We start from the raw sequence: 18,866 nt of genomic DNA, 5'->3' as shown, positions 1-18,866 counted from the left end.
CTCACCATGAGCACCACCACCGACGCCGGCACCGACGGCGACGGCGCGATCACCGTCACCGAGCGGACCCGGCTGCGCCGGATGCGTCACAAGGGCAGCCACCGGCGGGCCGACCTGGACGCCGTGCTCGCCGCGGGCTTCCTGTGCCACCTCGGCGTCACCGTCGACGGCACGACGATGGTGGTGCCCACCGCGTACGGAGTGGACGGCGACCGGCTCTACCTGCACGGTTCGGTCGCCAGCCGCAGCCTGGTCCAGGCCCCCGACACCACCGTCTGCGTCACGGTCACGCACGTCGACGGCCTCGTCCTCGCCCGCTCCGTCTTCGAGCACGGGGTCAACTACCGCTGCGCGATGATCTACGGCGTGCCCGAGATCGTCACCGACCCGGAGGAGAAGCTCCGCGGCCTGCGGGCCCTGACCGAGCAGAGCTCCCCGGGTCAGTGGGAGTACGCGCGGCAGCCCAGCCGCAAGGAGCTGGCCGCGACGGCGGTGCTCGCGCTCGACCTGACCGAGGCCTCGGTGAAGACCGCCTCCGGCCCGCCGGACGACGGCGAATCGGAGGACGCGGCGCTCGGCCTGTGGGCGGGGGTGCTCCCGGTGGTGACCACCTTCGGCGAGCCGGTCACCGACCCGGTCCTCCCCGCGGACTTCGCCCCGCCGGCCCACGTCGCCTCGCGGGCGGGCCGGATCCTGGGAGGCGAGCCGGCGGCCGCCCAGGCGTGACCGGAGCGCGAGCCGGAACCGGAGCCGGACCAAGCCCAGCCGAGTACGGCTGGGCTTTTCTGGGTCAGGGGCCGAGGGGGCGGGCCTCAGCCGGTCCGGGATCGGTCGGGGACCGGTCGGTCCGCGGTCAGTCGCCGTGTCCGGTGCCTCCGCTGCCGAAGCCACCGCTGGAGATGCCGCCCCACTTGCGCTTCTCCTCGGTGGGTGGATCGGTGGAGGCCTCTCCGGCGTTCTTGAGCTGGTAGGGCATGAGCCGGTGCTCGCCGTCGGTCTGCGGCATCTCGGAGGGCTTGCGGTACTCCTCCACCTCGCCGGGCAGCGCGTCGGTGTCGGGCCGGTGCGGCTGTTCCTCCGGTTTCGGCTTCTTGGACTCGCGGTCGCTGATCCGGAAGCCCAGCCAGACGGCGCCGATGAGCACGGCGACGACGACGAGCCCGCCGACGACCTGGGCCAGACCTGACTGCCACACCCCAGCGGCCAGGTTCTCTGCTGCGCTGACAGTGTTCATACCAACAGGATTACCCGATTCCGCTTCTTCGGATACGTCAGGCTGAAACATTTCCTCTCCCCCGTCGCGTCAATGAGGTGTACGGCGACCACACCACGTGACCGCGAGGGAAAGGAGGGGCATGAGAAAGTCCCGCGCGGACGAGTTCCTGGAGTTCGCCTCCGCACGCACGGGGCACCTGTTCCGCTCGGCGTGCCTGCTGACCAGCGGTGACACGCATCTCGCCGAGGACCTCACCCAGGAGACGCTCGGCCGGATGTACGCCCACTGGGGCCGCATGGCCCGGATCGGGAACCCCGCCGCGTACGCCCAGACCGTGCTCGTCCGCACGTTCCTCACCCACCAGCGGCGCCGCTCGGCCACCGAGCGTCCCCTCGGCGAGCTGCCCGACCGCGCCCCCGAGCACGGCGAGGACCCCGCCCTGCGGATCGCGCTGCTCGACGCGCTCGCCGGGCTCGCGCCGAAGGACCGGGCGGTCGTGGTGCTGCGGTACTGGGAGGACCGCAGCATCGAGGAGACCGCCGACGCCCTGCACGTCAGCTCCGCCGCGGTACGCACCCGCTCGGTGCGGGCGCTCGCGAAGCTGCGGGACCGACTCGGCGGCAGCGTCGCCGAGTTCGCCACCCGCTGACCACGTACTTTTCCTACCGACCGGAGACGGTGATCTCGGCATGCCCCAGAACGAAGAAAACCAGCGGTTCGAGGAGGAGCTCGGCGCGGTCCTGCGCAGCGCCGGCGACGGCTTCGCCGTCGACGACCGGCGCGAGCTGGTCGCGGGCGGGCTCCAGCGCGGTCGGCGCCGTCTGGTGCGCCGCCGCCTCGCGGTGACCGGCGGCGTCCTCGCGCTCGCCGCCGTCGGCATCGGCGGCGCGTACGGCGGCTCGCTGCTCGGCCCCGCCGGGCAGGCGACGACGACCTCGGTGGCGGCGCCCCCGCAGCAGAGGCAGTCCAGCGGAACCGCCACCTCCGGCAAGGAGCCGCGGCCCGAGGCGCAGATCCTGGTGAAGGACATCGCCGCCGTCCTCAAGGCCAACACCCCGGCCGGCCAGTGGCAGTTCGACGACCTGAACGGCACGGGCCAGCACGCCACCGGCGTCTACGACGACGGCGACGGCAAGGCGGGCGTCAGCATCGGCTTCTACCGGGCGGGGGACACCGCCGAGTCCGGTACGGGCCAGGTCACGTGCCCCGACAAGGCCTTCATCCCCTTCGACTCCTGCACCACCGAGCACCTGCCGGGCGGTGACCGGCTCATGGTCATCCGGGGGTACGAGTACGCCGACAAGCGCGAGGAGACCAAGAACTGGCGGGCGGTCCTGCTCACCAAGGAGGGCATCCTGATCGACGCGAGCGAGTACAACGCCGCCGCCGAGAAGGGCGCCCCGATCAGCCGCGAGAACCCGCCCTTCAGCCCCGCCCAGCTGAAGACCCTCGTCACCGCCGAGGCCTGGCGGCCGCTGATCGCCCAGCTGCCCGCGTCCCCGAAGAAGCTCCGACCGGACGAGGTCCGGATGCCCGCCGTGCCGAGCGCGGCCGCCGTCCAGTCCACCCTGCGCTCCCTCCTGCCCCAGGGCCTCACCGTGAAGTCCCACGGCGGCGGGGACGGCCACGGCTACGTCGTCGTCGACGACGGCAAGGGCGCGAGCATGGTCGGCATCGACGTCCAGCCAAAGAGCGGGAAGATCGCCGATCTCTTCACCGGCGACGACGTCGTCACCCTGCCCGACGGCACCAAGGTCAAGTCCAGGCAGCAGCCCGGTGAGAAGGGCGGCGCCGGGGTCGTCTGGTGGAACGTCGACACCCTGAGCCCGCAGGGCTTCCGGGTGATCGTCTCCGCCTTCAACTCGGGCGCGCAGTACCAGGCCGCGACGCGCGCCGAGCCCGCGCTGACGATGGAGCAGCTGAAGGCGATCGCGCTGAGCCCGAAGTGGAAGAAGCTGCCGCTGAAGTAGGCGTACGAGGAGGAGGGTGGGCCGACTCGCGGTCCCGCCCTCCTACTTCGCGTCCGCGTACCGCTCGACCGTCGCCGTCGTGAACGGGAAGCGGACCGGCGTCTCCCCGAACGCGATCCGCCCGGCCTCGTCCCCCGCCGCCCTGATCGCCTCCGTCGCCGCCCCCGCCTCCTCCGCCGGGCAGTGCACGATCACCTCGTCGTGCTGGAAGAACACCAGCTCCGCCCGCATCCCCGCGAGGGAGCGCCGCAGCGCCGCCAGCATCAGCAGCGCCCAGTCGGCGGCGCTGCCCTGCACGACGAAGTTACGGGTGAAACGGCCGCGCGCCCGCGCGTTCCCCGAGGCGTACCCGGGGACGAACTCGCCGCTCTCCGCCTCCGGTTCGCCGCCCTCCTGCGGCAGGCCCGCCTCCTCGTCGTCGCCCGAGCCGACCGCCCGCGGGCTGGTCCGGCCCAGCCAGGTCCGTACGAGCCGGCCCTCCTCGCCCGCCTTCGCCGCGTCGTCGACATAGGCCACCGCGCGCGGGAAGCGGCGCCGCAGCGCCGCCAGGTTCTTCAGGCCGTCGCCGCTGGTCTGCCCGTAGATCGCGCCGAGCAGCGCGAGCTTGGCGTGGTCGCGGTCGCCGGAGAAGGCGCGGTCGGAGAGCCGGGTGTACAGGTCGTCGGGGTGCCCCGCGACCTCCATCAGGCCCGGGTCGCGGGAGATCGCGGCGAGGACGCGCGGCTCCATCTGGTCGGCGTCGGCCACCACGAGCCGCCAGCCCTCGTCGGCGACCACCGCCCGCCGGATCACCTTCGGGATCTGCAGCGCCCCGCCGCCGTTCGTCGTCCAGCGGCCGCTGACCGTGCCGCCCGGCAGGTACTCCGGCCGGAAGCGGCCGTCCCGCACCCAGTCGGCCAGCCACGACCAGCCGTGCGCCGTCCAGATCCGGTACAGCTTCTTGTACGCGAGGAGCGGCTCCACGGCCGGGTGGTCGAGCTCGGCGAGCTCCCAGCGGCGCGTCGATCTCACCCGGATCCCGGCCTGCGCGAAGGCCTTCACCACGTCCGCCGGCAGATCCGGCCGGACCCGGCGGCCGAACGACGCCGACACCGCGTCCGCGAGCTCCGCCAGGCGGCGCGGCTCGCCCCCGCCCGCGTACCGCTCGCCGAGCAGCTCGTTCAGCAGGTCCCGGTGCACGTCCGCCCGCCACGGCAGCCCGGCCCGGTGCATCTCGGCGGCCACCAGCATCCCCGCCGACTCGGCGGCCGTGAGCAGCCGCATCCTGCCCGGATGCTCCGCCCGGTCGTGGCGGCGCAGCTGCTCCGCGTAGACCGCGAGGAGCCCGTCGAAGGGCACGGAGACGGTGGGGCGCGGCTCGAAGAGGGAGTCCTGCGAGCCGGGCTCGGCGGCGCGCTGCGGCGGATCCGGCGGTACGGGGGCCTCGCGCAGGCGCGCCCAGGCGGCGGCGGCCGACCGGGGCTCGCCGAGCCGCCCCTCGTGGCCGAGGAGGAGCTGCTCGGCGTCCTCGATGTCGTAGCAGCGCTCGACGCGGACGCCGGCGGCGAGGAGCCGGGGATAGACCTCGGCCGTCGACCGCCACACCCAGCGGGCCACGTCGGGCCGCGCCCGCACGGCCGCGACGAGGTCCGGCTCGCGCCGCACGGGCCCGGCGGGCAGCCCGTCCGCCCCGAGGGGCACGAGCAGCGCTCCGTCCCCCTCGGCCTCGGCGTCCAGCGCCCACCTCTCGCTCATGGGTGCGAGTCTGGCACCCGCCACTGACAGCCCCGGGGAGGCGCTACGCGGCCGCGTGGAAGAGGGCCGCCGCTTCGCCGCGGGAGTCGACGCCCAGCTTGTTGAGGATGTTCGCGACGTGGAACTTCACCGTCGACTCGCTGATGTGCAGCTCCTCCGCGATCCGCCGGTTCCGGTGCCCGAGCGCCAGGTGCCGCAGCACCTCCACCTCCCGCTCCCCGAGTCCCGTCAGGGGGTGGGCGGCCTCGACGGGCGCCTCCGGGGTCGCGAGGGGGATGACGGCGGTGATCGTCGTGCCCCAGCCCGGCACCGCGTCCATGTCGAGCCGCCCGCCGAGGACGTCGAGCCGGTCCCGGATCGTCCCCGCCCCCAGGTCACAGGGGGCGAGCGCGCCCGCGCCGTCGTCGCGCACGGAGGCCCGGAGTTCGTGCTCGGTGAGCTGCCAGCCGACGTGCACCCGGTGCACGGACTCCTGCTCCAGGACGATCAGGAGCAGCGACCGGACGATGGCCCGCGCGCTGTGGGCGACGTCCGCCGCGAGCGAGCGCGTGGAGTCGGGCGCGCCGAGTTCGAGCCGGACCTTGCTGTGCCGGAGCATCGGCCGGAGCTCGCCGGCGAGCCGCTCGAAGGCGTCCTCGGCGGGCTCCTCCGCGATCGCCCGGTCCCGCCGCTGCTCGGCCCGCATCTCGATGAGCGCGGAGGCGGCCAGGTCGGTCGCGGTGGTCCGGGCGGTCCTGTCGTCGAGGGCCCGGCTGCGCAGCACCCCGAGGACCCCGGAGAGCGCCGCCGCGTGGGAGGCGGTGAGCTCGGCGATGACCCGGGCCCGGGTGTCTGCGGCGGCCCGTGAGCGGGCGAGGGCGCCCGGCATGGCCTCCGTGGCGAACCGGTCGAAGTGCGCGGCGACCAGGTCCCACAGCGCCTGCGCGGCGGTGAGGGCGGCCGTGTCGGCGGGGGCGGCGCCGTCCTCCCGCACGAGCACGAGGACCGCCCCGCGCCGGGTCGCGTGGCTGGTGACGGCGACGACCTCGCGCTCCCGGCCGCCGATCACGGCACGGCCCTGCCAGGGCGCGCCGGGGACGCCGGCCGCGAGCAGCGGGGCGAGTTCGGCGGCGGTCAGCAGCTCCGTACCGCCGAGGGTCTTGAAGGGGGAGTGGGCGCAGTGGGTGGAGAGTTCGGCCGCGTCGACGTGCGGGACGAGGGGGGCGAGGGCGGCCGAGACCCGGGGGAGGATCTCCCCGAGCGGCTGCCGGATGATCTCGTACGCGGTGGTCAGCGTGGGCGCGTCCATGCGGTTCAGCCTAATCGGGGGCGGTCAGGTGACGGCCCGTCTTTCGGCCAGGTGGGACTGGCCGTTGGGAGGGCGGGGGAGAGGGGTCCGTCGGCGCAGAGTGGGGTCATCGAAGAGAGATCGAAGACGCAACGGGCAGCGACGGAGGCTGACATGGAAGCGATCGTGTACGAGGAGTTCGGCGGTCCCGAGGTGCTGCGCCACGAGGCCGGCGTCGCCGAGCCGGAGCCGGGCCCGGGTGAGGTGCGGGTCAAGGTCGCGGCGGTCGGGCTCAACCCGGTGGACTGGAAGCGGCGTTACGGCTGGGTCGAGCAGTTCTACCCGACGACCTTCCCCGCCGTCCCGGGCCTGGAGTTCGCCGGCACCGTCGACGCGCTCGGCGAGGGCGTCACCGACCTGGCCGTCGGCGACGAGGTCCTCGGCTGGACGAAGACCGGCGCCTACGCCGAGTACGCCATCGCCGGCACCGTCGCCCCCAAGCCCGCCGGGCTCTCCTGGGAGGCCGCCGCGAGCCTCCCGGTGGCCGGCGAGACCGCGCAGCGCGTCCTGGACCTGCTCCGGGTGCGGGAGGGCGAGACGCTGTTCCTGCACGGCGCGGCCGGCGTCGTCGGCTCGGTGGCCGTCCAGCTGGCCGTCGCGGCCGGGATCACGGTGATCGGCAGCGCCTCGGAGTCCAACCACGGCTACCTGCGCGAACTCGGCGCGATCCCCGTCGCGTACGGGGACGGCCTCGCCGACCGGGTCCGCGCCGCCGCCCCGCAGGGCGTCGACGCGGTCTTCGACGCGGCCGGGCACGGCGTGCTGCCGGTCGCCATCGAGCTGCTCGGCGGCGGCGAGGCGGCGAAGGAGCGGATCGTGACGATCGCGGCGACGGACGCGGAGGAGCACGGCATCGTCTTCTCGGGCGTGACGGGCGACCCGGAGGCCGTACGGGCGGGGCTCACGGCCCAGGCCCGCCTGGCGGCGGAGGGCGCGCTGACGGTCCGGCTGGCGGAGTCCCTGCCGCTCAAGGAGGCGGCCAGGGCACAGGAATCGAGCGAGTCGGGGCACGTACGGGGCAAGATCGTCCTGATCCCGTAAGGCGGGTCCGGACGAGAAAGGCGATGCTGCCGATGTACGCGATGTCCCTGGGAGACGACGGCGCGGAGCTGCGCCCGCTGGAACCGTGGCAGGCCGAGGAGTTCCTCGCGCACATGGACCGGGGGCGGGAGTTCATCGGCGCGCGCAACGGGCTCCCCGACGTGGTGACGGACCTGGAGTCGAGCCGGGCGTACCTCAGGCTGTACGCGGAGAAGGTCGCGACCGACACGGGCCGGATCCACGGCATCTGGTCGGACGGCACGCTCGTCGGCGCGGTGATCCTCCGGAGGCTCGACGTGCCGGGCGGCTACGCCGAGGCGGGCTGCTGGCTGGAGCCGGCGGCCGTCGGCAAGGGCCTGGTGACCCGGGCGGCGCGGGCCCTCATCGACTGGGCGATCCGGGTACGGGGCGTCCACCGGGTCGAATGGGTCGTCTCCTCCGACAACGAACCGAGCATCGCGGTGGCGCGGCGGCTGGGGATGACGCGCGACGGGGTCCTCCGGGCGAGCTACGCGTACCGGGGCGCGCGACACGACGAGGAGATCTGGTCGATCCTGGCCCCGGACTGGCGCGGCGCCCCTGCGGGGTAGCCGTTGCGGGCCCGCGCCACACGGGGGTGGGTGCGGGCCCGGGCTGCCGCCAGGCTCCGGCCCGCTCGGACGGGGCGGTGACCCGGCTCCGACCCCGGTCACCACCCCGTCGTCCCACCATGGACGCTCAGCGCGTGAGCCGCCACGCGGGGATCGCCGACGCGGCGATCGCGACCGTCGCGCACACGCCCGCCGCCGTGCCGGCCACCGGCCACGGGACGACCAGGGCCACCGGCGCCGAGAGGGTCGCCAGGCCCGCTCCCAGGGTGCCCAGGACGACTCCCGTCACCATCAGCCCGAGCACCGTCCCGATCGCGACGGCGAGCGCCGCCTCGCCCGTCACCACCCGCAGGATCTGGCCGCGGGTGGCCCCGGCGAGCCGTAGCGAGGCCAGTTCTCCGCCCCGTACCGACGTCGCCATGAGCAGGGTGTTGGCGAGCCCGATCACCGTGTAGACGAGGGCGATGCCGAGGACCAGGACCATCCCGAGGCGGTTCGGAGAGGCGCCGGTCACCAGGTGTCCGACCGTCCCGCCGCTCGCCTCCAGGGCCCGGACCGTCGCCGCCCCGCCGCCCCGCGCGTCGATCCGGTCGAGGACGGCGCCGGGCGCGTTCGCCCGGGTGACGTACGGCCCGTTGTCGCCGGTTCCGAGCGTGAGGACGGCCACGATCCGGAGCCGTACCGGACCGCTCCCGTCCGCCCGCCACACGTCCACCGTCTCCCCGACCCGCCGCCGCTCGAACTCCTCGTTGACGACGATCGACCGGTCGTCCAGGTCCCGCAGGTCCCCGGCGACGACCGGAAGCCGGGCGAGTTCCGCGAAGGCGGCCGGGTCGGCGACCGCCCGCGCCCCGTACTTCACGACGGCCTCGTCCCCGTCCCGTACGAAGACGGAGGTCGCCCCGGTGGGGGACACCACGGCTCCTTCCGGCGCCGCCACCGCGGCCAGGCCCTCCCCCCTCGCCACGTACTGGGCCGCCGTCTGCTCCCGTGCCTCGACCTCCTTCGCGCGCGTGACGCTCGCCGCCGAGCCGAACAGCGTCCCGGCGAGCGCCACGGTCACGAGGACGGGCGCGGCGACGGCGGCGGTGCGGCGGACGGCGGCCGCGCTGTTCTCCCGTACGAGCGTGCCCACCGCCCCGCGCGCCCGAAGCAGCCGGGCCGCCGGCCGGACGAGGAGCGGGGACAGCAGGGCGACGCCGCTGGTCAGGAGCATCGGGAGCGTCGTGTACGTCTTCCGCTTGAGCAGCGCGGACGGGTCCGTGGCGCAGGTCCAGGCGAGGAGCCCGAGACCGGCCAGGAGCAGGGCCGTGCCGAGGACGGCCCGGCCGAGGGGCAGGGCGTCGGCGTCGACGTCCGCCTCGCGCAGCGCGGCCGCCGGGCCGACCTTCCCGGCCCGCCGGGACGCGGCGACGGCCCCTGCGAGGGCGACGGTCACACCGGTCCAGAAGGCCGCGTGGAACGGCCAGGCGGCGTCGCCGATCGTGAACCACGCGGGCGCGAGGCCGCCGTCGACGAGGGTCCGGGCGAGGAGGGGCGCGCCGAGGGCGCCGAGCGCGCACCCGGCGGCGGAGGCGAGCACGCCGAGCACCGCCGCCTCGGCGAGGAGGAGCCGTCGGATCTGGCCGGGGGTGGCGCCGGCGGTCCTCAGGAGCCCGAACTCGCGGCGGCGCAGTGCGACGGCGAAGGCGAAGGTGGAGGCGACGACGAAGACGGAGACGAAGGCGGTGACGCCGCCGGAGGTGCCGAGGAGGGCGTTGAGGGTGACGAGGGCGCGGGCGTCCCGCTCGGGGTCGGGGTCGGCCCGGGCCCGTTCGTTCCCGGTGAGGACCCGGGCGCGGTCGCCGACGAGCGCCCGGACGTCGGCGGCGGGCGCGTCGACGCCGACGGCGTCGGGGCCGCCGGAGGCGGTGACGGTCCAGCGGGCGCGGAGTGCGCGGAGCACATCGTCGTCCACAGGCTGTGGACGGTCGAGCCGCTGCTCCACGGGCACGGTGTCGGGCCCGCGCCGCACGTCCACCGTCAGCCGGTCCCGGCCCTGGACGACGACGGGTGAGGAGGCGAACCGCTGGGGAGAACGCTCGGGCGCGTGAAAGGTGGCGGAGAGCCCGAGCCCCATGGTGACGAGCAGCCCCACACCGAGCGCGAGCGCGACGAACCCCCCGAGGAACGAGGCCCACCGGTCACGAAGCCCGGACAGCACGACGCTCAGCACGCCGCACCTCCGGCGGAGGCGCCGACGCGGTCCGTCTCGAGGCCCGTCATCCGTGCCGTCACCGTCTCCACCGTCGGCCCCGTCAGCTCGCCCGCGACCCTTCCGTCGGTCAGGAAGACCACGCGGTCCGCGCGGGACGCCGCCACCGGGTCGTGGGTGACCATGACGATCGTCTGGGACTCGCGGTCGACGAGGTCGCGCAGCATGTCGAGGACCTCTCGGCTCGTCGTCGAGTCGAGCGCGCCGGTCGGTTCGTCGCCGAAGAGGACCGCGGGACGCGTGATCAGGGCCCGGGCGATCGCGACCCGTTGCTGCTGGCCGCCGGAGAGTTCGCCGGGCCGGTGGCGTTCCCGGCCGGCGAGCCCCACGCGCGCGAGTGCCTCCCGGACCGCGGGACGGGACACGCGGCGGCCCGCGAGCCGGAGCGGCAGGGCCACGTTCTGGGCGGCGGTCAGGGAGGGCAGCAGGTTGAAGGACTGGAAGACGAAGCCGATCCGGTCCCGCCGCAGCAGCGTGAGGCGCCGCTCGCTCAGGCCCTCCAGGGCGACGCCGCCGACCTCCACGGTCCCGGCGGTGGGCCGGTCGAGCCCGGCGGCGCACTGGAGGAGGGTGGACTTGCCGGAGCCGGACGGCCCCATGACGGCGGTGAAGGTCCCGGCGTGGAAGTCGAGGTCGACGCCGTCGAGGGCGTGGACGTCACGGTGGTGCCGGGTGAGCCGGCGGAGCCGTACGGCGGCGTTCGGGGTCATGGCTCAAGCGAACCGTTTCGGCCCGCGCCGATCACGACCACCAGAGGGCGTCCGGGGGGTGGGGCCAGGCATACCGTTCCCGTACGGCTGAGACCATCGTGAGCAGGAGGCGCACCGGTGTCGGAGCAGCATGCGGGGCCCACGGAGCGCCGCCGACGGAGTACGCGAGAACGGGACGCGAGGGGCACGGCGTGAGCACCACCATCGACAAGGCCTTCGAGGCGCTGTACGCGAGTGACGACGGCTCCCTCGACACGGCGGCGTCCCTGCTCGCCGCCACCCCGGGCGCGGACGCGGAACTGTCCCGGCGGGGCGAGGAGTTCGTACGGACGCTGTGGGTACGGGGCTGGCAGCCGGCGGACCTGATGCGCATGGCCCGCCGCGAGCTGTCGGACGAGCACGTACGGCTCCTGGCGGGGCTGATCAGGTCCGAGACGGCCGGCTACGAACGGCTCCCGCACCGCTGGCAGGCGCAGCTCGACGCACTGGACGCGGCGGAGGGGCGCCCGACGGACCGCTTCTCGCGGGCGACGGCCGTCCTGGAGCTGTACCGGCTGCTGGTCCGGCTGCCGCGCCTGGACGCGGTCGGCCCGGTACCGGGGGAGGCCCTGCCGCCCGCCGCGGCCGGCGAGCCCCGGATGCTCACCCGGATCAGGGCGCTGCTCGCCAAGGCGGAGGCCACCGGATACCCGGAGGAGGCGGAGGCGCTCACCGCGAAGGCCCAGGAGCTGATGGCCCGGCACAGCCTGGACGAGGCCACGCTCGCGGTGGGCGCGCCGTCCCCGGAGACGCCGGGCGCGATCCGGATCGGGGTCGAGCCGCCGTACGAGCAGGCGAAGGCGATCCTGCTCGACGCGGTCGCGACGGCGAACCACTGCCGGGCGGTGTGGAACGAGACGTACGGCTTCTCGACCGTCGTCGGCTTCGAGGCGGACCTGGACCCCGTGGAGCTGCTCCACACCTCGCTGCTCGTGCAGGGGACGGCGGCGATGACGCGGGCGGAGGCGGAGCAGCGGGCGGGCGGCCGCAAGCGCACGAAGTCCTTCCGGCAGTCCTTCTTCCTCGCGTACGCGAACCGGCTCGGCGCCCGGCTCTCGGCGACGTCCCGCCGGGTCGCCGCCGAGGCCCCGACGCTCCTCCCGGCCCTCGCGTCCCGGGAGGTCGCGGTCACGGCCCGCACGGACGAACTCTTCCCGGAGACCCGCACGACGCGGGTCCGGGCGGCGTGGGACGAGGCGGGCTGGACGCACGGCGCGACGGCCGCCGACGCGGCCGGCCTCCACCCGAACAGGCCCCACTTGCCGTAGGCCCCACCGAGGAGCGAAAGTCCGTTTTGGGGGGTTTCGTGGATACGCTCTCGACATGAGCTGGTTTCGGGCGCTGAAGGAGACCGCCCGTTCCGGGCTCACCGTCGAGCGGCGGCGGCTCGAGCCCGCCGTCGCGGCCCGAGGGGCACTCGGCCTCGCGCTCGTCGTCGGCGTCTCGCTCGCCCTCTTCGGCCCCGCCGTCGCCGCGTCGTCCGCCTTCGGCGCCTTCCAGGCCGCCGTCGCCACCTTCCAGCGTTCCTGGCGCCCCCGCCCCACCCTGGCCCTGGCCTCCGGCGGCAGCCTCGCCGTCTCGACGTTCCTCGGCTACGTCACGGGCGCCCACGACGCGCTCTTCCTCGCCCTCCTGCTCTGCTGGACGTTCCTGTCGGGTCTGGCCTGGGCCGCGGGCCCGACCGCCGGGATCATCGCCTCCTCCAACGTGGCGATCATGCTGGTGACGGTCACCCTCCCGACCTCCGTCGCGACCGCCGCCGGCCACGCCGTCATGATCTTCGCGGGCGGTGTCGTCCAGGCCGCCCTGGTCGTCCTCCTCCCGGTCCGCCGCTGGGGCGCCCAGCGCGACGCCCTCGCGGACGCGCTCGCCGCGGAGGCGGACTACGCCCGCCGGCTGCGCCACGACCCGGTCGCCCCGTTCGACCCCGTACCGCTCATGACGGCGAGGAGCGCCGCCGCCGTGACACCGCGCCAGGCCCGTACCCGCCCGGCGGAGCTGCACGGCGCGCGGGGCCTCGCGGAGCGGATCCGGCCGGTCCTGGCCTCGCTCGCGGACCCGGCGGTCGGCGTGCCGACGGAGGGGGCGCAGCGGGACCGGGCGCGGGAGCTGCTCGGCGCGGCGGCCGACGTCCTGGACGCCGCCGCGCACGCGATCCGGCACGGCGAACCGGTCGTGCTGCCGCCGGCGGCCCTCGCCGCCCTCCGCACCCCGGACACCGGCGCGATCCTCAAGGGCCCGCCCCGCCGCGCGGCCTCCCGTCTGGCGGCGCTGCTCGGCGACGTCGTCGAGACGGCGGAGCCCCGTACGGAGACGTCCACGGAAGCGGCAGGGGCCCGCAGCCGCCCGACCCTCCTCCGCCTCGCGCCCCTCGTCCTCGCCGCGATGCGCGCCGAACTGCGCCCCGACTCCCCGATCCTGCGGCACGCGGTCCGCGTCTCGGCGGTCACGGCGGCCGGCTACCTGCTGGGGACGTGGCTGCCGTTCGGGCACGGCTACTGGGCGCCGATGGCCTCGGTGATGGTGATGCGCCCGGACTTCTCGCAGACGTACGCCCGCTCGGTGGCGCGCTTCGGCGGCACCCTGGTCGGGGTGGCCCTTGCGACGGCGGTGGTCCAGTCGGCGCACCCGGGCACGTATCCGTCGGCCGTGCTCGCGGTGGTGTGCGCCTTCTGCATGTACCTGCTGATGCGGACGGGGTACGCGGCCGCGCAGACCTTCGTCTCCGCGTACGTCGTCTTCCTGCTCGGCATGGTGGGCGAGGGCCTGACCCAGACCGTACGGGAGCGCGTCCTGCTGACCCTGCTCGGCGGGCTCCTCGCGATGCTGTCGTACGCCGTCTACCCGGCCTGGGAGACGCCCCGGCTGCGCGGCCGGCTAGCGGACTGGCTGGCGGCGGTCGGCGCGTACGCGGCCGTCGTCACCGCGCGGTACGCCCATCCGGCCGGCCCGGCCAGCCCCGACGTACGGGAGGCGCTCCTGAAGACCCGCGAGGCCCGGGTCGCCTGGCGGGAGGCGGTGGAGCGGGCGACCCACGAACCGGTGCGGCACCGGGGGCTCTCGCACGCGGCGGTGGAACAGGCCGAGCACGCGCTCGCCGAGTTCGGCCGGGTGGCGATGCTCATGGAGGCCCACCTGCCGGAGCACGGCGCCCCGCCGCTGCCCGAGGCGGCGACCCTCGCCGAGTCCCTGCGCCGGTCGACGGAGCGGGGCGCGAAGGAGGTACGGGAACGCAGGGAGCCGCACTGGGACGACCTGCGCGAGACGGCCACCGCCTGGTCGGCCGAACCGCCGGACCACTTCCTGCTCCACAAGGGCGCGACCCTGCTCCTGGAGTCCCTGGAGGAGCTCACGACGGCCCTGACGGGGTCGAGGAGATCCGGATAGATCCTGGCGGCATGCCATCCGGGCCTCTCCTGCGGGACCCGGGCGTCCGGCCGGGTGACGCACGTCTCCCGGCAGCTATTGGCAATGGGATTCATTTTCGTTTACTCTCCACAGCATGGCACGCAATGAGCTCCGCCCCGTCGTCAAGCTCCGTTCCACCGCTGGAACCGGATTCACCTACGTCACCCGCAAGAACCGCCGCAACGATCCCGACCGTCTCAGCCTGCGCAAGTTCGACCCGGTCGCCGGCCGGCACGTGGACTTCCGCGAGGAGCGCTGAACCGGGCGGCCTACCCGTCGGTAGAACTCTCCGTCGCGTAGCCGCTACGCCACCCCCTGTGCACGTGCATCTGCTCATGCATCCGCATATGAACACAGCTATGATCCGAGGAAGTTGACACCTGCACCAAGCAACTCGGGGAGCTACCAGTGCATCATGCGCATCACGCGTACAACGGCATGGCGGCCACAGAGCTGCGAGGAGTCGTGTGGCAGAAGAGCCGGCACAGCAACTCCCAGGGATCCTGCGTGGAGTTCGCCAAGCTCCCCGGCGGCGACGTCGCCGTGCGCAACTCGCGCCACCCCGACGGGCCCGCGCTCGTCTACACGCCCGCGGAGATCGAGGCGCTCCTGCTGGGCGTGAAGGACGGGGAGTTCGACCACCTGGTCTGAGACGCGAGAAGGGCCCCGACGGTTTCCGTCGGGGCCCTTCCCATGTCCGTGGCGCTACTCCGGGCCGATCCGGAACAGCGCCCACACCACCTTGCCCTGGAGCGTGCCCGCGAGCGGGTGCCAGCCCCAGCTGTCGCTGAACGAGTCCACCAGGAACAGACCGCGCCCCGACTCGGCGGCGAAGTCCTCCTCGCCGCCGCGCGCCTCCGGGCTCTCCCTGCTGGGGTCGCGCACGGCGCACACCAGGCGCGAGGCCCAGCGCATCAGGTGCAGCCGGACCGGCGGGTTCTGGCCCTCCTCCGGGGTCGCGTCGGCGGGCACCGCGTGACGCAGCGCGTTGGTGACGAGTTCGGAGACGACCAGGGCCACGTCGTCGAAGCGCTCCGTCAGGTCCCAGCGGTCGAGCGTGGCGCTGGTGAACTTGCGGGCCCCGCGCACGGCTTCGTACCGGGCGGGCAGGGCGCAGGAGGCGGAGGTGGAGACGGCGCCGGGATCGATCGGCGGCAGGCCCTGCCGTAACGGCTCGAGCACGGTCGATCCATTCGTCCCCATGCGAGGCACTCCCGGGAATCGCGACTGTGGTGCGACAACACGACAACACGAACGAGTACGCGGCTGCGCGAGCTCCATGGTTCCGAATGCGTCCACTGGATGCAAGGGCAGATGCACGTGCACGCGCCGGACCTGTCCGCCCGCGTGCCGAATCTGTGCATAAGTCGTCCACACGATGAGGCGAACTTCCCTCGATCCGCACGTACTGTGCCCGCATTGTGCGCCCGGATGCCCGGAACTCGCCGCCTTTCCGTAATCGAATGTGTACGCGCTGAAGCGTTTGATGGCAGAATCCGGGGCTCGACGGGGGCTCGACACCGTAAAGGGGAGGCGAAGAGCCGTGACCGCAGGCGAATCGAGCGGAGCGAGCGGGAGCGTGGTGCGGCGCATCCTGCTGGGCTCCCAGCTGAGGCGACTGCGCGAGTCGCGCGGGATCACCCGTGAAGCGGCGGGCTATTCCATCCGCGCGTCCGAATCAAAGATCAGCCGTATGGAGTTGGGACGGGTGAGCTTCAAGGCCAGGGACGTCGAGGATCTGCTCACCCTCTACGGGGTCGGGGACGAGGCCGAGCGCGGCGCGCTCCTCGGGCTCGCCCGGGAGGCCAACGTCGCCGGCTGGTGGCACAGCTTCGGCGACGTCCTGCCCGGCTGGTTCCAGACGTACATCGGCCTGGAAGGCGCCGCCTCCCTCATCCGCGTCTACGAAGTGCAGTTCGTCCACGGCCTGTTGCAGACCGAGGCGTACGCCCAGGCCGTCGTCACCCGCGGCATGCCCGACGCCTCGCGCGCCGAGATCGACCGTCGCGTCGCCCTGCGCCTGGAACGCCAGAAGGTCCTCGTCTCCGAGCGCGCCCCGCAGTTCCACGCCGTCCTCGACGAGGCCGCGCTGCGCCGCCCCTACGGCGACCGGTCCGTCATGCAGGGGCAGTTGAGGCATCTCATCGAGATCTCCGAACACCCGGGCGTCACGCTCCAGATCATGCCCTTCAGCTTCGGCGGTCATGCCGGCGAGAGCGGCGCCTTCACGATGCTGAGCTTCCCCGAGTCCGACCTCTCCGACATCGTCTACCTCGAACAGCTCACCAGCGCCCTCTACCTCGACAAGCGCGAGGAGGTCGCCCAGTACCGGCGGGTGATGGAGAAACTCCAGAAGGACGGACCGGATCCGGCCGAAAGCCGGGACCTTCTCCGGGGCCTCCTTCAACTCTCCTGATACATCAGTACGATGACGCCACATCAGTCGCACTGCAGGTAGCCGGTAGAGGGGTCTCCACCATGTCGCACTTCACCGACCTGGCCCACCAGTACATCGACGGCGAGTGGAAGCCCGGAAGCGGTTCGTGGGACATCATCGACTTCAACCCGTACACCGGGGAGAAGCTGGCGTCGATCACCGTCGCCACCGCCGACGAGGTCGACCGCGCCTACCGGGCCGCCGCGCGCGCCCAGACCGCGTGGGCCGAGACCAACCCCTACACGCGCCGGCTGGTCTTCGAGCGCGCGCTGCGGATCGTCGAGGACCGCGAGGAGGAGATAGCCGAGACGATCGTCGCCGAGCTCGGCGGCACCCGTCTCAAGGCGGCCTTCGAGCTGCACCTCGCCAAGGAGTTCCTGCGCGAGGCGATCCAGCTGGCGCTGCGCCCCGAGGGCCGCATCCTGCCCTCGCCGGTCGACGGCAAGGAGAACCGGGTCTACCGCGTCCCGGTCGGTGTCGTCGGCGTCATCTCCCCCTTCAACTTCCCCTTCCTCCTCTCCCTCAAGTCGGTCGCGCCGGCGCTCGCGCTCGGCAACGCCGTCGTCCTCAAGCCGCACCAGAACACCCCGATCTGCGGCGGCACGCTGGTCGCGAAGGTCCTGGAGGAGGCCGGTCTGCCGGCCGGCCTGCTGAACGTCGTCGTCACCGACATCGCCGAGATCGGCGACGCGCTCCTCACCCACCCGGTCCCGAAGGTCATCTCCTTCACCGGCTCCGACAAGGTCGGCCGCCACGTCGCCACGGTCTGCGCGCAGAACTTCAAGCACGCGGTCCTCGAACTCGGCGGCAACAGCGCCCTGATCGTCCTCGACGACGCCGACGTGGACTACGCGGTCGACGCGGCGGTCTTCAGCCGCTTCGTGCACCAGGGCCAGGTCTGCATGGCCGCCAACCGCATCCTGGTGGACCGCACCCTGGAGGAGGAGTTCACCGAGAAGTTCGTGGCGAAGGTGAAGACCCTGCGCGTCGGCGACCCGGCCGACCCCGCCACCCACATCGGTCCCCTCATCAACTCCCAGCAGGCGGAGTCCGTCTCCTCGGTCGTCGAGCAGACGGTGGCGGCCGGCGCGACGGCCCTGCTGCACGGCACGGTCGACGGCAACCTCGTCTCCCCGTCCGTCCTCACCGGCATCGCCGCCGACGCCCCGGTCCTGAGCCAGGAGATCTTCGGCCCGGTCGCGCTGATCGTCCCCTTCGACGGCGAGGAGGAGGCCGTGCGGATCGCCAACGACACCCCGTACGGGCTCAGCGGCGCCGTCCACACGGGCGATGTGGAGCGGGGCGTACGGGTCGCCAAGCGCATCCACACCGGCATGATCCACATCAACGACGGCACCGTGCACGACGAGCCGATCGTGCCCTTCGGCGGCGAGAAGCACTCGGGCGTCGGCCGGCTCAACGGCGAGGCGATGGTGGACTCCTTCACCACCCAGAAGTGGATCTCGATCCAGCACGGCCGCAGCCGCTTCCCCTTCTAGGACAGCATCTGGCCTACATGGCCTCTACGTTGGTCGGTGTCGGGGAAACGGCACCGACACCGACCGGCGTACGGACGACAGAAGGCGGACATCATGGTGGCCCTTGTTCCCGCGGAGCAGCCCGGCGACGAGCGCGGCGCGTTCCTGAACTTCCTGGAGGCGCAGCGCGAGGCGGTCGTGCGGGCGTCCCTCGGCCTCACCGAGGAGCAGGCGTCGAGCCGCCCGAGCGCGAGCGAGCTGAGCCTCTCCGGGCTGATCAAGCACGTCGCCGAGGCCGAGCTCAACTGGCTGCGGATGGCGCAGCAGCAGCCGAACGAGCTGCGCCGGGACGAGTCGACCTGGCACGAGAGCTTCCAGCTCGTCGGCGACGAGACCCGCGCGGGCACGGTGGCCTTCATGGAGCGGGTGGCGAAGGAGACGGAGGAGTTCGTCCGGGGCGTGCCCAGCCTGGACGACACCTTCCCGCTGCCCGAGGCGCCCTGGTTCCCCAAGGACGGGCGGGTGTCGATCCGCTGGATGCTGCTGCACCTGGTCCAGGAGATGGGCCGGCACGCCGGCCACGCGGACGTCATCCGCGAGTCCCTGGACGGCAAGGGCTCCTTCGACCTGATCGCGGAGGAGAACGGCGCCGCTTAGTCAAT

General features: G+C 73.6%; 18 protein-coding genes. 12 read left to right on the top strand and 6 right to left on the bottom strand.

Annotated features, from left to right (window positions below):
• Positions 1-6: 6 nt before the first annotated feature.
• On the top strand, positions 7-726 hold the full coding sequence (locus tag GGE06_RS14480) for a pyridoxamine 5'-phosphate oxidase family protein (protein ID WP_116160282.1): 720 nt from the start codon (positions 7-9) through the stop codon (positions 724-726).
• Positions 727-853: 127 nt separating this feature from the next.
• Here GGE06_RS14480 and GGE06_RS14475 read toward each other — a convergent pair whose 3' ends face one another.
• A complete protein-coding gene (locus GGE06_RS14475; RefSeq protein WP_116160283.1) occupies positions 854-1,234 on the bottom strand; it encodes a DUF6479 family protein in 381 nt (126 codons plus the stop codon).
• A 121-nt stretch (positions 1,235-1,355) separates the two neighbouring features.
• Between GGE06_RS14475 and GGE06_RS14470 the strand changes: the two genes are divergently transcribed.
• Both GGE06_RS14470 and GGE06_RS14465 read left to right on the top strand, forming a co-directional pair.
• Positions 1,356-1,865, top strand: coding sequence for a SigE family RNA polymerase sigma factor (locus GGE06_RS14470; RefSeq protein ID WP_116160284.1), 510 nt, complete (start codon positions 1,356-1,358; stop codon positions 1,863-1,865).
• A gap of 40 nt (positions 1,866-1,905) precedes the next feature.
• Entirely contained in the window at positions 1,906-3,186 is a 1,281-nt protein-coding gene (locus GGE06_RS14465) for a hypothetical protein (protein ID WP_184931026.1), read from the top strand.
• Between the two features lie 42 nt (positions 3,187-3,228).
• Here GGE06_RS14465 and GGE06_RS14460 read toward each other — a convergent pair whose 3' ends face one another.
• Together GGE06_RS14460 and GGE06_RS14455 are read right to left on the bottom strand one after the other, a co-directional pair.
• The gene (locus GGE06_RS14460; RefSeq protein ID WP_116160286.1) at positions 3,229-4,920 is read right to left on the bottom strand and encodes a bifunctional 3'-5' exonuclease/DNA polymerase; all 1,692 of its coding nucleotides are present in this window, start codon (positions 4,918-4,920) and stop codon (positions 3,229-3,231) included.
• Positions 4,921-4,963: 43 nt separating this feature from the next.
• On the bottom strand, positions 4,964-6,208 hold the full coding sequence (locus GGE06_RS14455) for a helix-turn-helix transcriptional regulator (protein WP_116160287.1): 1,245 nt from the start codon (positions 6,206-6,208) through the stop codon (positions 4,964-4,966).
• A 153-nt stretch (positions 6,209-6,361) separates the two neighbouring features.
• Between GGE06_RS14455 and GGE06_RS14450 the strand changes: the two genes are divergently transcribed.
• A complete protein-coding gene (locus GGE06_RS14450) occupies positions 6,362-7,288 on the top strand; it encodes an NADP-dependent oxidoreductase (RefSeq protein WP_116160288.1) in 927 nt (308 codons plus the stop codon).
• A gap of 32 nt (positions 7,289-7,320) precedes the next feature.
• Positions 7,321-7,878 carry a GNAT family N-acetyltransferase gene (locus GGE06_RS14445; protein WP_116165457.1) on the top strand — a complete coding sequence of 186 codons (558 nt, stop codon included), beginning with the start codon at positions 7,321-7,323 and terminating at the stop codon, positions 7,876-7,878.
• Between the two features lie 127 nt (positions 7,879-8,005).
• Here the strand turns inward: GGE06_RS14445 and GGE06_RS14440 are convergent, their stop codons facing one another.
• Entirely contained in the window at positions 8,006-10,093 is a 2,088-nt protein-coding gene (locus GGE06_RS14440; RefSeq protein WP_116160289.1) for an FtsX-like permease family protein, read from the bottom strand.
• Complete coding sequence (locus GGE06_RS14435; RefSeq protein WP_184931025.1) at positions 10,087-10,842, bottom strand: ABC transporter ATP-binding protein; 756 nt, start codon at positions 10,840-10,842, stop codon at positions 10,087-10,089. Before GGE06_RS14435 ends, GGE06_RS14440 begins: the two co-directional genes overlap by 7 nt.
• Before the next feature lie 191 nt (positions 10,843-11,033).
• Here GGE06_RS14435 and GGE06_RS14430 point away from each other — a divergent pair, with 191 nt between their 5' ends.
• The 4 genes from GGE06_RS14430 to GGE06_RS14415 all read left to right on the top strand — a co-directional run bounded on the left by GGE06_RS14430 (position 11,034) and on the right by GGE06_RS14415 (position 14,940).
• Positions 11,034-12,149, top strand: a complete 1,116-nt coding sequence (locus GGE06_RS14430) for a DUF2786 domain-containing protein (protein ID WP_184931024.1) — start codon at positions 11,034-11,036, stop codon at positions 12,147-12,149.
• 55 nt (positions 12,150-12,204) lie between these two features.
• Positions 12,205-14,268 carry an FUSC family protein gene (locus tag GGE06_RS14425; protein ID WP_184931023.1) on the top strand — a complete coding sequence of 688 codons (2,064 nt, stop codon included), beginning with the start codon at positions 12,205-12,207 and terminating at the stop codon, positions 14,266-14,268.
• A gap of 115 nt (positions 14,269-14,383) precedes the next feature.
• On the top strand, positions 14,384-14,548 hold the full coding sequence (gene rpmG / locus GGE06_RS14420; protein WP_041129871.1) for a 50S ribosomal protein L33: 165 nt from the start codon (positions 14,384-14,386) through the stop codon (positions 14,546-14,548).
• 179 nt (positions 14,549-14,727) lie between these two features.
• Entirely contained in the window at positions 14,728-14,940 is a 213-nt protein-coding gene (locus GGE06_RS14415; protein ID WP_063992029.1) for a DUF397 domain-containing protein, read from the top strand.
• Between the two features lie 54 nt (positions 14,941-14,994).
• Here GGE06_RS14415 and GGE06_RS14410 read toward each other — a convergent pair whose 3' ends face one another.
• Positions 14,995-15,492: an ATP-binding protein gene (locus tag GGE06_RS14410; RefSeq protein WP_116160293.1), complete on the bottom strand. Its 498-nt coding sequence runs from the start codon at positions 15,490-15,492 to the stop codon at positions 14,995-14,997.
• Between the two features lie 340 nt (positions 15,493-15,832).
• Here GGE06_RS14410 and GGE06_RS14405 point away from each other — a divergent pair, with 340 nt between their 5' ends.
• The 3 genes from GGE06_RS14405 to GGE06_RS14395 all read left to right on the top strand — a co-directional run bounded on the left by GGE06_RS14405 (position 15,833) and on the right by GGE06_RS14395 (position 18,861).
• On the top strand, positions 15,833-16,705 hold the full coding sequence (locus GGE06_RS14405; RefSeq protein WP_184931022.1) for a Sco1979 family transcriptional regulator: 873 nt from the start codon (positions 15,833-15,835) through the stop codon (positions 16,703-16,705).
• A 62-nt stretch (positions 16,706-16,767) separates the two neighbouring features.
• Entirely contained in the window at positions 16,768-18,225 is a 1,458-nt protein-coding gene (locus tag GGE06_RS14400; protein ID WP_184931021.1) for an aldehyde dehydrogenase family protein, read from the top strand.
• 93 nt (positions 18,226-18,318) lie between these two features.
• Positions 18,319-18,861, top strand: a complete 543-nt coding sequence (locus tag GGE06_RS14395; protein ID WP_184931020.1) for a DinB family protein — start codon at positions 18,319-18,321, stop codon at positions 18,859-18,861.
• Positions 18,862-18,866 lie beyond the last annotated feature (5 nt).

Origin of the sequence: Streptomyces nymphaeiformis, from assembly GCF_014203895.1 — a bacterium.
Lineage (GTDB): Bacteria > Actinomycetota > Actinomycetes > Streptomycetales > Streptomycetaceae > Streptomyces > Streptomyces nymphaeiformis.
The sequence above is the reverse complement of the archived record's forward strand: the minus strand, read 5'-3'. Positions and strand labels throughout refer to the sequence as shown.